The organism is Streptomyces sp. NBC_01451, from assembly GCF_036227485.1.
Lineage (GTDB): Bacteria > Actinomycetota > Actinomycetes > Streptomycetales > Streptomycetaceae > Streptomyces.
Window position 1 is genome coordinate 6,821,738 of record NZ_CP109479.1, and the last position, 13,514, is coordinate 6,835,251.

Consider the following 13,514-nt stretch of genomic DNA (forward strand, 5'->3'; position numbering starts at 1 on the left):
GTGGCAGCCCCCGTACCGCACCGGAGCACCACGCTGAAGGAGTCCCACTGGACTCCCAAGCGCCACGGCCTGATAACCGCGCTGTGCGAGGAGACCCTCGCACGGACGCCCGCGATCCGCTCCCTGGCCCACTACAGCAACGGCATCCTCGACTTCGCCGTCCTCAGAGCGGACCGCGCCCCCCTCTCCAGCCTGGTCACCGAGTTCGGCGACGACGCGCACAACGAATCGCTGCCCGGCTCCAGGCTGCTGCTGTGCACCCAGGACCTCGGCGCCGTCCTGCGCCCGCTGAAGACCGGCGAGCTGATGCGCACGGTCCTCGCGGGCACGCGCGCCGGCCTGTGGGGCGGCCGGGCCCGCCCCGACGAGTTCCTGGCGGCGGTGACGGACGTACCCGACGGCGTGCCCGCCATGGACGAGGCGATGAACCGGCTCGTCAGCCGTATCCGCACCGAAGTGCACGGCCTGCCCGACGAGTTGCTCGGCGGCGACCCGCGGTCGAAGCCTCATCTCCGGAGCGGGGAGGCATCCGCCGGCCCGCACGTCGACTTCGGGACGGCCGCCGCCCCGGACGCCGTGTACGAGCAGCGGCTGCGCGATCTGTGGCGCACCCATGTGAACACCACGGACCTCCAGTACGCGGGCTACTACCGGGACTGGACCCTGGTCTGTGTCGGTGACGTCTTCGACAGCCAGGAACTCGGCCCGCGCTTCATGGACGTCAGCGTGCGCACCCGGCGGACCGCCTACCGTGACCTCTCGCGCAGCCTGCGCGGCCATCTGATCCGCCTCAAGGACGCGCTCGACCTGATCGCCCCGCCCCCCGGCAGCGGCGCCTCCGTCGAGCGGCTCGTCCTCGACGTCCAGGAGGGGGCCGTGTACGTCCACTGGACCTCGCCCCGCGCCTTCCTGCTCGGCGTCACCCTCGACCAGCGGCAGGTGGGCAACGCCGAACGGCGGCTCGCGGGCCTCGCCCGGACCACGGGTGGCGTGACCGTACCGCCGCCGCGCTGAACACCCTTGCTGCAAAGGGGAGTCGAGCGGTTTCCCTAGGGCACCGCCGGGGTGCTCAGGGTGCCCCAGACCTCCTCCGCGAGGACCTCCACCGTGCGGGCCGGGGTCAAGGGGTGCTGGTGTTCCGCGTTGCCCAGCAGATGCACCGGCAGCACCTCGACCGCGCTCTCGTACTCCCGGCAGATCCGGCGCAGTTCACCCAGCTGGACCTCGGTCGGCGTACCTGGCGCGGCGGCCCGTACCCAGCTCGCCACAGCGCCCCGGAAGTCCTCCGTGAGCGCCCTCACCAGCGTCGCGCAGCCCAGCACGCTCAGGTCCGCCGAGGTCGCCGACGTCCGCCGGTTCACGCTCCGGCCCGCCACCCGCCTGGTCACCGACTCCAGCATCGCCAGCGCGTCCCGGAACCGGCGCCGCACCGGGCCCGGCAACTCCTCGGCCGGCTCCGGGGCGGAGGCCGCGTGACCGGACTGCGCCGGCAGTACGGGCACCCCTGTCGCGCCCGGACGCACCTCCAGCGTCATCGCGGCCAGGTTGCGGCGCATCTCGTCGAGGTGGGCCGTCTGCTGCTCCAGGTTCCGGCGCATCCGCTCGCCCAGCTCGGCGAGGTCCTCCTCCCGGCCCTCCTCCACGAGCCGCCGCTCCAGTTGCAGCAGTGCCTCGTGCACGCTCTTCGGGAACACGCCCTGCCGGTACACCAGCGGGCGGGAGCCGATCGACCGCCCCAGCCGGTCCTGCATCGCGTGCGACACCAGTCCGTTGACCACCAGCAGTGCCTCGAACCGTCCCGGGCGCACCGCGCTGCGCAGCCCGTTCACCTGGGTGACGATCCGTTCGACGTCGTCGGCGAGGAGCAGGGAGCGGGCGTAGACCACCGCGATGTAGGCGTTCGGTGCCGGCGACAGCCAGTACAGGACCTCCTCCCGGCCGTCCGCCGAGCGCGTGAGCCGCGCCGGCACCGGGTCGTGGGAGGCGATCCGCCACTGGCCCAGGTCGAGGGCGTCGTGCACATCGCCCAGCACCCGCTGGTACGACACCCGTTCGTGCAGCGCCCGTACCGCCTTGAGGACCGTCACGGCCGGCACGCGGCGCACCAGGCCCGCGCCGTCCTCGCTGAGCTGCCAGGCCTCACGGCACGTCTTGAGCACCTCGCGGGGCACCCCCTCCGTCAACTCGTGGAGCAGCCGCAGCGCTTCGTCGTCGAAGGGGCCGGTGGGCGGCGGTGCGGCGGCGGGCTCGGACGGCCCTTCGCCGTCGACCGGGGCCCCGCCGGCCTCGCCCGTATCACCCACATCACTTGTTTCGGCTGCCCCATCCAACCCATCCACCCCATCCGCCTCGTTCGCCTCCTCGCCCGAGGCCAGATAGCGGGCCACCAGCTGCCCGGTGCGGTCCTGGTCGAGCCCCGTCGGCCACAGCTGCACCACCCGCTCGTGCACGCTCTGGCGCAGCGCCCGCAGCCCGTCGGGCGAGGAGCAGAACACCAGCAGACCGCCGTGGCTCGTATAGATGTTGATCAGGCGTTCGAAGGCGTCCATGAACGTGCGCCGGCTGCCGTCCGGCCAGTCGAGCACCTTCTCCAGCGAGTCGAGGAGCAGGACGTACGGCTGTCCGACCCGGCCGTGCAGGAAGCCCTGCACGGTCAGCGCGTCGAAGACGCGGTCGATGCCGGCCGCGAGGTCCGGGCGCCCGTCGGACGGGCCGATCGCCTCGGTGATGCCGCGCTCGCGCAGCGGCTCGGCGGGCTCGGCGCCGTTCAGCCAGTTCCACACCATCCGGTTGAACGGCGGCTCCAGCAGCAGCGCGAGCGCGGTGGAGAACCTGCGGTGCTCGGTGACCTCGCCCAGGGTGCCGCGCAGATCGGCGTGGATCACCTCGGGGTCGTAACGCAGCGCCGACACGACCTTGTCCGGGTCGAGGACCCGGTCGCGCAGCCCGGTCGCGATCTCCCGGAGGGTGCCGCGGCGCGGATCGTCGTCGGCCGCGCCGACCCGGGAGGCCGTCACATAGGCGTAGTAGTCCCGCACCAGCTCCTCGAAGGCCTGCCTGCCCTGCTCGGTGTCGCCGGGTCCGCGCAGCCGGTCGCGGTAGAGCCGCCCCATGTCCTGCGCCGGTTCGTCCACTATCCACGTCGCCGTCTCGGCGTGCCGTGCCCGGATGGTCTGGTAGGTCCGGCGCAGGGCATGGCTCTTGCCGAGGCCGAACTCGCCCACCAGGGCGATCGCCCGGCCGCGCCGGCCACCGGCGGCGGGCGGCGCGAAGTAGTCGTCGACGAGCCCTTCGACGTCCTCGATCAGCGGGGTGTCGATGTGGGCGTTGCCCGAGTCGGCGGCCCGGACCCGCGCGTCCCCCAGGTCGGACGAGGGTCCGAGGCGCACGACAGGGCTCAGCGGGAAGGGGTTCTGGTGCCAGGTGTGTCCACTGGTCGGTGTCACGATGGCACTCCTCGTCTGTCCGGTGTCGGCCTTGGGAGCGGCGAGCGGGTACATCTGTCGGGCAGTTCGTTTCTGTCTACGGGTTCCTGCGTAGGGGTTCCTGTGTACGGGTTTCTGTGTACGGGCGGAACGGGCCGGACGGGAGTCCTGCGGCTAGGCGGGTCTGCGGGGAGCGCGGCCCATGGCGGACGGATCGATGGTGGGCGGGGTGAGATGGGCGGCGGTCACATGCACCGCTTCACCCCTTTCTCTCTGCTCTTTGGCGATGGCGAAACACTCCCGGCGCAGATGCCTGACGTCGGCGAGACTCCACGGATCCTGGACCTGGACCTGGGCCTGTCCCGAGCCCGAGCCCTGGCCCTGAGTCGGAATGGCGGGCAGCGAGGGCGGTGTGCTCTCGGGGTCGGGATGGCCGCCGCGAGCTGTCTCGGTGAACTTCACGGTGTCCTCCGTGGCGAGCGATCCGAGCGAGAGATGGGTGACCGGCATGTTCGAGGGCAGTCCCGCGATCACCTCGCCCGCCGTCTCGCGGTTCTGGTGACTGATCTCGACGAACAGTACGATCCGGCTCTCCGCGTGGCTCAGCCACGTCTTGAGGAAGTTGGTCCGCACCTCGCCCCCGGCGTCCCGCCAGTCGATGTGCGGCACGATGGCGAACAGCAGGCTCTCCTGCCGGGCGAGCAGTTTGCTGATGCCGCTGAACGCCTTCTGCACGTCGTCCCCCGTGAGCACGGGGTCGAGCGGCTCCCCGGGGAACTCCTTCTCCAGCTTCCTGACGATCCTGTCGCGGATGAAGGTGTTGATCAGCGGGGTCTCGGCGAAGTGGCCCTTGGGGTCCCAGCTGACCTTGTCGCCGAGGTTCTGGTAGCCGCCGGCCATCGCCACGACGGGACGTGCGAGACCCTGGACGTACTCGTGCGCCCAGTGCACGCACCGGTGGATGAGGGTGGTCTTGCCCATGCCCACCGGTCCGGTCACCACGACCAGATGTCCTCGGCCCTCCTCCTCCACGAGCAGTCCGGGCAACTCCTCCTGGAAACACTCCTCGAACCGCACCAGTTGCTGCCCGGCGTGGTCGACGTCCACCCACTGGTGGACATGGCTCTGCTCCTTCCACGGCACCAGCGGATGGTCGGCCTTCGGCCTGACATGCGTCGCCGGCAGCCGGTCCCGGCTCTCCGGCACGTACACACCGAAGGGGTTGGCGTTCTCCGTCTCGTCGAGCGGCCCGATCATTCGGCGCCCCCCGCTGTTCCGGTGCGGGCGGAGCGGCTTCGTAACGTGCGCCAACCCCAGTACAGGGAACCCCGGTTGAGTTCGGAGAGAGAACGCAGACAGCGTTGCGCGGAGGCGTGTTCCTCGGCCGCGTCCCGGACGCGGGTCTCCCTGTCGAACAGATAGGCGCCGGTCCGTGGCAGCGGCTCGGCCAGCGGCAGCCCGTCCGCGAGCTCCTCGGCCGCCGCACGCCGGGCGGCGGGACCGGGCACCCGGGAGAGGGCGACGAACAGCGCGTCCCGTGCGGCACGCACCGGCGGGTGGTCCGCCGGGGTCTCCCGGGCGTGCTCGGTGGTGTACTCCCGTACGGCCGCCCGATACGCGCTCTCCGCCGTCCCCAACTCCTGGCGCAGCGAACGCCGTTGGGACGACACACGCTCGTAGGACTGGCCGCCCAGGGTGAGCAGCGCGCCCGCCAGCAGCAGGGGCAGCTGCTTCACCAGGGTCATCAACCAGCCGTCCCCGTCCGCGCCCCCGGACTGTGCGGCCGCCGCCGGGGAGTCCGACTCGGCGGCCATGAGCGCGGCGCAGGCCCGCCCGAAGTCGTCGTCGTGGTCCTTGGCCCACCGCTCCGGCGACACCTCCGCGTCGGCCTTCAGCAGTCCCAGCCGGACGGCCGCCGTGAGCAGGTCGGTGCGGTGGACGGGGTCGAGGCAGTACACCAACCGGGCATCCCGCTCAGGGGAGTCGGCGCCCCCGGCGGAAGCGCCGAAGGCCGGCGCGGCACCGGCGGCCAGCAGCAGGAGAGCTGCCCCGGCGACCGCGTGCCGGGCGTGCCGTGCGCGCGGTCGGCGCCCCGGGGGAGAGGTGCTCCTGCTCCTGCTGCTGTTCTTGCTGCTCCGGGTCAGTGGCCGGGTGCCGTCGCAGGGCACCCCTCGCACACCTGATCTCCTCGCCTGCCTCATCAGCGTCTCCCCCGTCCGGTGCCGGCACTTCACACGCCTGCTGGGTCTCGTACGTCTTGCATTCCCCGCGGTAGCCGCCCGTCCCACATTCTCCGGCCCGCCGGATCTCCGTGATCCGTACTCCGGATCTCCGTGATCCGGTCAGGCGACAGGCTGTTCGTCCTCCGTCTGCCGGTCGTACGGAGAGTGACGTTCGGCATCGGTGGAGAGTTCCCGGCGTCCGCGTGCCCGCCATCGGCTGGGCGGACGTGCCAGGAGCGCCTGCGAGGTGCCGTGCAGCAGGTTGACGGTGATGACGGCCGGGCCGACGGTCGCCGCGGTGCCGGGGAAGTCCCGCTCCAGGGTCAGGGCGATCAGTACGGCCGTGATGCCGTTCTGCTGGCCGAGGCCGAGCGCGATCCGGTCGCCGCGCTCCAACCCCCTTACGAACAAGGGCAGTACACCCAGCGCCACCACCGCCTGCGCGGCGAACGCCGCCACCCCGAGCACGAACCCCGGCCACAGCGCCACCCCGTGCGCGAGCAGCAGCCCCAGCGTCAGGAACGCGGCGAGGAACGCGCCGCCCACCGCCCGGCCGACCGCCTTGTCGAGCACCGCCGCACGCAGTACGAGACCGGCCAGCGCGACCCCGAGCATCAGCTGGTTCAGCGCCGCGAGCACCAGCATCGTCCCGACGAGCAGCACCGCCCCGCCGGCCTTCGTGCGCCGGACGGCCGAAACGTCCGGCAACCGTGACACCGCGCGCCGTCCGGCCCACCACGACAGCACCACGGCGGCCAGGAGTGCGGCGTTGAAGAGGAGCCCGGTCGCGTAGTCCCCGCCCGCGCCCCGGCTGATCCCGGGGGCGCCCTCGTGCCCGGCCGCCGTATAGGCGTACCCCGCCAGGTAGATCGTCAGCAGGACCGTCATCGGGTCGTCGAACGACGCCCACGCCGTCAGGAGCGACCGGGCGCGCGGTGACATCCGCCCCTTGCCGGTCAGTGCGGCGACCGACAGCGGGTCGATCTGGGCGACCGCGATACCGAGCACCAGATACTCCGGCCGCCGGAACACCAGCACCATCGTGCCGGCGATCAGCCCGGCCTTCAGGACCACGCCCAGGGTGACCGCGGCCACCACACCTGGCAGATCGGCCCGCAGCGCCCTGAGATCGATCGAGTACGTGCTCCCGTACAGGCCGACCGCGAGCAGCAGAGCCGCCCCGAGCGCGTAGCCGTCGGAACGCACGAGTGCCGAGACGTCCACCGCCAGACCGGCCAGCACTCCGACGACCAGCAGGCCCGCCGCGCCGAGCACGATCCCGGGGAACACCTCCGGCAGCCTTCGTAAACGGGTGCGCAAGGATGTCCCCATGGCCGTGTCCCCCTCCGCTCCGGCCCCGCGCGCTGTCCGGCACGGGCCGGGGAAGTTCTCCCGGCGGTATGTGCGCGACCGCCGTGGGGCAGGTGAATGCTAGGGGCCCTGATGCCGGGGGAGAAGCCGCACGTCGGCCTTACCCTCCCCGGCCCGGCGACGACCCCTGGCCGGTACGCGACCCCACGGGTCGGCGCCGCTGCCGTCCCGTCCGGTCCGCCCTGTCCTCAAGATGCCCGGCACGGGCCGCCCGCGAACCCGTTTCGGCTGCCTGGCCGAAAGCCAACGGTCATTTCCAGCAAGCTATTTGACGCCCGTAGACTCACCCAGTGACAAAGGTGACACGGGACGACGTCGCCAGGCTCGCGGGAACTTCCAGCGCGGTCGTCAGTTACGTCGTCAACAATGGCCCCCGGCCCGTCTCCGAGGAGAAACGCCGACGTGTTCTCGAAGCCGTCAAGGTGCTCGGATACCGGCCCGACCGGGTGGCCCAGGCCATGGCCAGTCGCCGAACCGACCTGCTGGGGCTGATCGTTCCGGACGCCCGTCAGCCGTATTTCGGGGAAATCACCCATGCGTTGGAACGCGCCGCCGCCGACCGGGGAAAAATGGTGCTCGTCGGCAACTCCGATTACCAGGAGGAGCGCGAACTCCGTTACCTTCACTCCTTTTTGGGGATGCGGGTGTCGGCGTTGATCCTGGTCAGTCTGGGGCTCGGCGACCGGATCGCCGCGGAGCTGGACGCCACGGACACCCGGGTCGTGCTGATGCACGAACGGTCCGCTTCCGTACGGAAGTTCGCCGTGGTCACGGACGACGTCGAGGGTGCCGGGCTCGCCACCCGGCATCTCCTCCAGCACGGTCACACCGCCGTGGCCTGCCTGGGCGGCCCCGAGTCGGCTCCCCTGGCCGGGGATCCCGTCGCCGACCATGTGGAGGGCTGGCGCAAGGCGATGGCGGACGCCGGCCTCCCCACCGACGGGCTCCTCTTCCGCGCCCCCTACAACCGGTACGACACCTACGGGATCGCGCTGCGCCTCCTCGCCGCTCCCGGCCGGCCGACCGCCGTGTTCTGCTCGACGGACGACCAGGCCATCGGCCTGCTGCGGGCGGCCCGTGAACTGGGCGTCGGCGTACCGGACGAGCTGGCGGTGGTGGGCTTCGACGACGTCAAGGAGGCGGCGATGACCGACCCGCCGCTGACGACGGTCGCCTCCGACCGCGAGGCGATGGCCCGCAGGGCGGTGGACATGGCGCTCGACCCGGAACTGGACGCGGCGACACCCGGCGGGACGGACCGCACCCGCCGCTTCCCGTCCCGCCTGGTCGTCCGGGCCTCCTGCGGCTGTCGGGACTCCCGCACGCCACGTCCTGGCCGCTGACCCCGACCGCCCGGCCGGCGACGGCCGCTGCCCGACCCGGCGTGGGTGCCGGCACCCCCTTGCCGCGGGAGTGTGATCCATTTATTGTTTGGTGCCAAATGAAAAATTGCCCTCGCCGAGGCCCTGCCGTCGACATCGACATCGACATCGGTGTCGGTGTCGGGGCCTGCATCGGCGTCGGCGTGGAGAACGGAGTGCGTACGGCCATGACCGCAGCTCCTCGTATGCAACTGGTCCTCAGCGAGAACTGGACCATGACAGGCGGGCGCGTCGACCTGCCCCTGCTCGTGCGCTGGGCCCGGGAGGCCGAGGACGCCGGATTCGACTCGGTGATGCTCAGTGAGCACATCGTGCTCGGCCCCGACGCCGGCGTGAACGGCGTCATGGGCAACCCGCGCGACTGGGCCCTGCCCGGAAACCAGGACCCGTACATGCCCTGGCCCAACTCCCTGATCCTGCTCGGCGCGATCGCCTCGGTGACCGAGCGGGTCCGGCTCGCCGCCTCGGCGGTGATCGCCCCGTTGCGTCATCCCCTGCTGCTCGCGCGGGAGCTGGGCACCCTCGACCTGCTCTCCGAGGGGCGGCTGATGGTGCTGCCCAACGTCAGCTGGAGCCGGGACGAGTACGACGCGCTCGGGGTGCCCTTCGCCCGGCGGGGACGGCTGCTGGACGAACACCTGGAGATCTGGGCGAAGCTGTGGGGGCCGTCACCGGTGTCCCACGAGGGCGGGAACTACCCGTTCGCGGACGTGTACTTCGAGCCCAAGGCGTACCGGGCCGACGGACCCCGGCTGTGTTTCGGCGGGGCCGGGATGCACGCGGCGATGGTGCGGCGGCTGGTGCGGTACGGGCACGCCTTCAATCCGCTGGGACGGCCCACGGCCGAGGAGTTGAGGGTGCTCGCGGAGGCGATGAAGGAGGCGGGGCGGGACGTGTCCGAGCTGGAGATGATCGGGGGAGTGCGGGTGGTGTTTCCCGATGAGCGGTCCTGCGCGGATCTCGGAGCGGCGCTGGCTTCCGTGCCGGAGCAGATGGAACTCGGCTTCACCACGTTCTGCATCAAGCCGTCCCAGTTCATCGATGATCCGGACGGGGTCGGAGCGTTCTGCCGGGATGTGATGCGGCGGGTTTCTGGCGGCGCGTCCGCCATGTGAGGCCGGTGGGCTCGCGCCGGTCGTAGGCGGTCGACGGCGCCCGCGCGGCGGAGCCGGAAGCGGCACGGCCCCGCGCCCTTCGTACAATTTGGTACCGAACGACAGGGTGTCGTTGGAGGGGAACGCCGGTGACGCAGCGACCGATCGTCGAGACCGAGCAGTTGGTCAAGGCCAAGCTCGGGGAGATCCCGATCCGGCACGACCAGATGGCCGTCGTCGCGAACATCCACCGGGCCGCCTCCGCCGTGCGCCAGCATGTCGAGAACTCCGTGCTGCGTGGGGTGGATCTCACCTGGACCGGGTTCGTCGTGCTGTGGGTCGTCTGGATCTCCGGGGAGACCGAGACCCGGCTCGTGGCCGAGGAGGCCGGGATCTCCAAGGGGACGCTCACCGGGGTGGCCCGGACACTGGAGTCGCGTGGGCTGGTCCGGCGTATCGAGCACCCTTCGGACGGGCGGCGGGTGCTGCTCGGGCTCACGGACGAGGGCGAGTCGCTGATGCGGACGCTCTTCCCCGACTTCAACGCCGAGGAGGCGTTCGTCGCGGCCCCGCTGAGCGCCGAGGAGTGCCGGGCCACCGCGGACGCGCTGCGCAAGATCGTCGTCCAGGTCGAGACCCACGGGGAGGACCGCCGGCTGGAACTGCTCGACGGCGCCGAACCGGCTCCGCGCCGCAGCGGGCGCCGCCCCAAGGGCTGATAGCCGGCCTCGGCTCCAGCCATGAGCCCATGAGCCCATGAGCCCATGAGCCCATGAGCCCATGAGCTCAAGAGCTCAAGAGCTCAAGAGCTCAAGAGCTCAAGAGCTCAAGAGCCCGAGAACTCTGAGAACTCTGAGAAGTTGAGAAGTGGAGAACCCCGTGCGCGCCCTCGTCATCCGTCACGACCATCTCTCGCTGTCCGGTCCCGTCGGTGACCGCATCGCCCAACTCGGCTATCTCATCGACGAGTTGACCGTCGTGCCGGCCGAACGGTACGACAGCCCCGGCGTGGGGTTCGACTTCCCCGACCCGGCCGGATACGACCTGATCGTGCTGCTCGGCGCACCCTGGTCGGTCTACGACAGGACCAAGGTCGCCCCCTGGATCGACGGTGAACTGGAGCTCCTGCGCACTGCCCACGCCGCCGAACTGCCCGTCCTCGGCATCTGCTTCGGGGCGCAGGCACTCGCCACCGCCCTCGGAGGGAGCGTCGAGTCGGCGCCCCGGCACGAGATCGGCTGGACGGCCGTCGAGTCGGACGTACCCGGGCTCATTCCGGCCGGGCCGTGGTTCCAGTGGCACTTCGACCGGTTCACGGTCCCGCCGGGCGCGGTGGAACTGGCCCGCAGCGCGGTCGGTCCGCAGGCCTTCCGGGCCGGACGGGCGCTCGGAGTGCAGTTCCATCCCGAGCTCGACGAGGAGACCCTGCACCTGTGGCTGGACGCCGGCGGCCGGCACGAGGCCAGGGCGCACGGCGAGGACCCGGACCGACTGCTCGCCGAGACCCGCGCCCGGCGCGAGGAGTCACGGCAGCGGGCGTACGACCTCGTGGACGCGTTCCTCGCGCAAATCGGCGGGGCGGCGACGGGCCCGACCGCTGGTGGACGGGGCCGCGCGGCCTGAGAGCCGCCGGTTCCCGGATGAACGTTTCCCGGCGGAGCCGCGTCGTAACGGTTGGCGACAGTCGGCGGTCGGCGGTCGGTATTCGTTCACTGTTCAGGGGGATCACCATGGCTTCGGTCCGATTGCTGTCGTCCGTCGTACTGGTCGCGGGACTGGTGTGCACGGTCGTCGGCTGCGACGGGGAATCCGGGGCCTCGGTGTCGGGACAGGGCACCTCGGCGTCCTCGCCCACCCCCACCTCCTCGTTCTCGTCGTTCGCGGAGTCCTGGGAGGAACCCGCCTCGTACGTCTACACGTTGACGTCGAGCGAGGGGGAGCGCAGCCTGATCGGCACGTTCCGGGTGACGGTCCGGGACGGGAAGGTCGCCAAGGCGGTCGGGCTCGACGAGAGCGGGCGGGGCGCCGTGCGGCGCGCCCCCGAGGAAGTGCCCACCATCGGCGACCTGCTGGACCAGCTGGCCCGCGCCCACGACGAGGGCGCGGACACGGCCGAAGCGGAGTACGCGCCCGACGGGCACCCCGTACGGATCACCCTGGACCCGGAGGAGAACGCGACCGACGACGAGCAGTCGTACGTCATCAGCGGCTACGAGCCGGACCCGGCGCCCGCGGGGGGACGGTCCTGACGGAACTCGGAACTCGGAACTCGGAACTCGGGGCTCGGAACTCGGGGCTCGGGGCTCGGACCTGGTTCCTAGTTCTGGGCGTCGTGGTCGTTCAGGTCCTCGAACGTGCCGCCGACCTTCTGGCGCAGCGTTTCCTGGAGCTTCGGGGGCGCGCTGATCACCCACTTGGTGCCGACCAGGTACTTGCCGCCGTAGATGGCCGCGCTGTCCAGCCAGGTCAGCTTGTACTTCTCCTCGGGGAACGTCGTGATCAGGTAGTCGCCGTCGGCGGTGTGGCAGACACCCTCGCGCAGTTCCTTCGCGTCGGTACGGATCGTCACCTCGCAGCCCGTCAGCTTGGCGATCACCTCGACCTTGGCCGGCGCGACCACGGCGGCCACGGGAGCGGGCGGCACGGACTCCGAAGCGGACGCCGAAGCCTTCTTCCCGGTGCCCGTACCCGTGTCCGAGTCGGAGGCCGCCGTACAGGCCGTGGCCAGGGGGAGGGCGACGGCCGTCAGGAGAGTGGTGAGCGCGAGAGCCCTGCGGGAGGACGACCGGCGGGGTTGCTGCTGGGACACTGCGCTGCTCCAGGTCGGGCGGTACGGCGGACGTACGACTCGACAGAAGGTACGGGCGGGCAGTGGGCCGCGTTCACAGCCAGCCGTTGCGTTTGAAACCGCGGTGGACGAAGAAGCAGGCGGTGGCGATGACGGAGAGGACGAGCGGGTAGCCGAAGCGCCAGTGCAGTTCGGGCATGTGCTCGAAGTTCATGCCGTAGATCCCGCAGACCATCGTCGGTACGGCGACGATCGCGGCCCACGCGGTGATCTTCCGCATGTCCTCGTTCTGGCCGACGGTGACCTGGGCCAGGTGGGCCTGGAGGATCGAGTCGAGCAGGGCGTCGAAGGCGTGGATCTGCTCGGTGGCGCGGATCAGATGGTCGGACACGTCCCGGAAGTAGGCCTGTATCGACGGTTCGACGAACGGCGTCGGCTCCGTGGCCAGCTGCTGCAGGGGGCGGCCGAGGGGGACCACCGCCCGCTTCAGTTCGAGGAGTTCACGCTTGAGCTGGTAGATACGGCCGGCGTCGGCGGTGCGCGGGCTCTGGGGGGAGAAGACGTCCGACTCGACCTGGTCGAGGTCGTCCTGGACGGCGTCCGTGACGTTCAGGTAGTCGTCGACGACATGGTCCGCGATGCCGTGCAGCACCGCGGCCGGGCCCCTGCCGAGCTGCTCCGGGTCGGACTCCAGATCCTCGCGCAGCGGGCCCAGGGAGCCGTGTCGGCCGTGCCGGACGGTGACGACGAAGTCGGGCCCGGCGAAGACCATGATCTCGCCGGTGGTGACGACCTCGCTGGTCGCGGTGAGCTCCTCGTGCTCGACGTAGCAGACCGTCTTGAACACGGCGAACAGGACATCGCCGTACCGCTCCACCTTGGGGCGCTGATGCGCCTGGACGGCGTCCTCGACGGCGAGCGGGTGCAGTCCGAACAGTTCGGCGACGCGGGCGAACTCCGTCTCGGAGGGCTCGTGCAGCCCGAGCCAGACGAAGCCGCGGTTGTGCTTGCGGACGCGGGCGACGGACTCCTCGACGGTCGGGGCGGTGGGCTGGCGCACCCCCTCGCGATAGATCACACAGTTGACGACGGTCGAGCCGAGCGGTGAGCGGGCGGGGTGACTGAGGTCCACCCGCCGCCGCCCACGCCGAGCCAGGCGGGCCACTTTGCGCAGGCTGCCGACCATCGACATGCGGTTTGCTCCTTCTCCGGGTCCGGACAGTGTGCCAGGT

Annotated in this window: 12 protein-coding genes; 6 read left to right on the top strand and 6 right to left on the bottom strand. The window is 71.1% G+C overall.

What is annotated here, in order from left to right; genetic code table 11:
• Positions 1 to 1,014 carry a hypothetical protein gene (locus OG595_RS29990; RefSeq protein WP_329277359.1) on the top strand — a complete coding sequence of 338 codons (1,014 nt, stop codon included), beginning with the start codon at positions 1 to 3 and terminating at the stop codon, positions 1,012 to 1,014.
• Positions 1,015 to 1,049: 35 nt separating this feature from the next.
• Here the strand turns inward: OG595_RS29990 and OG595_RS29995 are convergent, their stop codons facing one another.
• From OG595_RS29995 to OG595_RS30010, 4 genes are all read right to left on the bottom strand, one after another.
• Positions 1,050 to 3,446 carry a hypothetical protein gene (locus tag OG595_RS29995; RefSeq protein WP_329277361.1) on the bottom strand — a complete coding sequence of 799 codons (2,397 nt, stop codon included), beginning with the start codon at positions 3,444 to 3,446 and terminating at the stop codon, positions 1,050 to 1,052.
• 153 nt (positions 3,447 to 3,599) lie between these two features.
• The gene (locus tag OG595_RS30000; protein WP_329277363.1) at positions 3,600 to 4,682 is read right to left on the bottom strand and encodes an ATP-binding protein; all 1,083 of its coding nucleotides are present in this window, start codon (positions 4,680 to 4,682) and stop codon (positions 3,600 to 3,602) included.
• The gene (locus OG595_RS30005; protein ID WP_329277365.1) at positions 4,679 to 5,602 is read right to left on the bottom strand and encodes a hypothetical protein; all 924 of its coding nucleotides are present in this window, start codon (positions 5,600 to 5,602) and stop codon (positions 4,679 to 4,681) included. The genes OG595_RS30000 and OG595_RS30005 overlap by 4 nt, the downstream gene beginning before the upstream one ends.
• Positions 5,603 to 5,767: 165 nt before the next feature.
• Positions 5,768 to 6,979: a hypothetical protein gene (locus OG595_RS30010; RefSeq protein WP_329277367.1), complete on the bottom strand. Its 1,212-nt coding sequence runs from the start codon at positions 6,977 to 6,979 to the stop codon at positions 5,768 to 5,770.
• Between the two features lie 329 nt (positions 6,980 to 7,308).
• On the opposite strand from OG595_RS30010, the gene OG595_RS30015 reads away from it, so the two are divergent.
• The 5 genes from OG595_RS30015 to OG595_RS30035 all read left to right on the top strand — a co-directional run bounded on the left by OG595_RS30015 (position 7,309) and on the right by OG595_RS30035 (position 11,743).
• Entirely contained in the window at positions 7,309 to 8,361 is a 1,053-nt protein-coding gene (locus OG595_RS30015; protein WP_329277369.1) for a LacI family DNA-binding transcriptional regulator, read from the top strand.
• A gap of 206 nt (positions 8,362 to 8,567) precedes the next feature.
• A complete protein-coding gene (locus OG595_RS30020; RefSeq protein WP_329283323.1) occupies positions 8,568 to 9,515 on the top strand; it encodes an LLM class flavin-dependent oxidoreductase in 948 nt (315 codons plus the stop codon).
• A 128-nt stretch (positions 9,516 to 9,643) separates the two neighbouring features.
• The gene (locus tag OG595_RS30025; RefSeq protein WP_329277371.1) at positions 9,644 to 10,213 is read left to right on the top strand and encodes a MarR family winged helix-turn-helix transcriptional regulator; all 570 of its coding nucleotides are present in this window, start codon (positions 9,644 to 9,646) and stop codon (positions 10,211 to 10,213) included.
• A 148-nt stretch (positions 10,214 to 10,361) separates the two neighbouring features.
• Positions 10,362 to 11,117: a type 1 glutamine amidotransferase gene (locus OG595_RS30030; protein WP_329277373.1), complete on the top strand. Its 756-nt coding sequence runs from the start codon at positions 10,362 to 10,364 to the stop codon at positions 11,115 to 11,117.
• A gap of 107 nt (positions 11,118 to 11,224) precedes the next feature.
• Positions 11,225 to 11,743: a DUF6174 domain-containing protein gene (locus tag OG595_RS30035; protein ID WP_329277375.1), complete on the top strand. Its 519-nt coding sequence runs from the start codon at positions 11,225 to 11,227 to the stop codon at positions 11,741 to 11,743.
• A 68-nt stretch (positions 11,744 to 11,811) separates the two neighbouring features.
• Here OG595_RS30035 and OG595_RS30040 read toward each other — a convergent pair whose 3' ends face one another.
• Both OG595_RS30040 and OG595_RS30045 read right to left on the bottom strand, forming a co-directional pair.
• Positions 11,812 to 12,303, bottom strand: coding sequence for a hypothetical protein (locus OG595_RS30040; protein WP_329277377.1), 492 nt, complete (start codon positions 12,301 to 12,303; stop codon positions 11,812 to 11,814).
• A 73-nt stretch (positions 12,304 to 12,376) separates the two neighbouring features.
• Positions 12,377 to 13,474, bottom strand: a complete 1,098-nt coding sequence (locus OG595_RS30045) for a magnesium and cobalt transport protein CorA (protein ID WP_329277379.1) — start codon at positions 13,472 to 13,474, stop codon at positions 12,377 to 12,379.
• Positions 13,475 to 13,514: the final 40 nt, after the last annotated feature.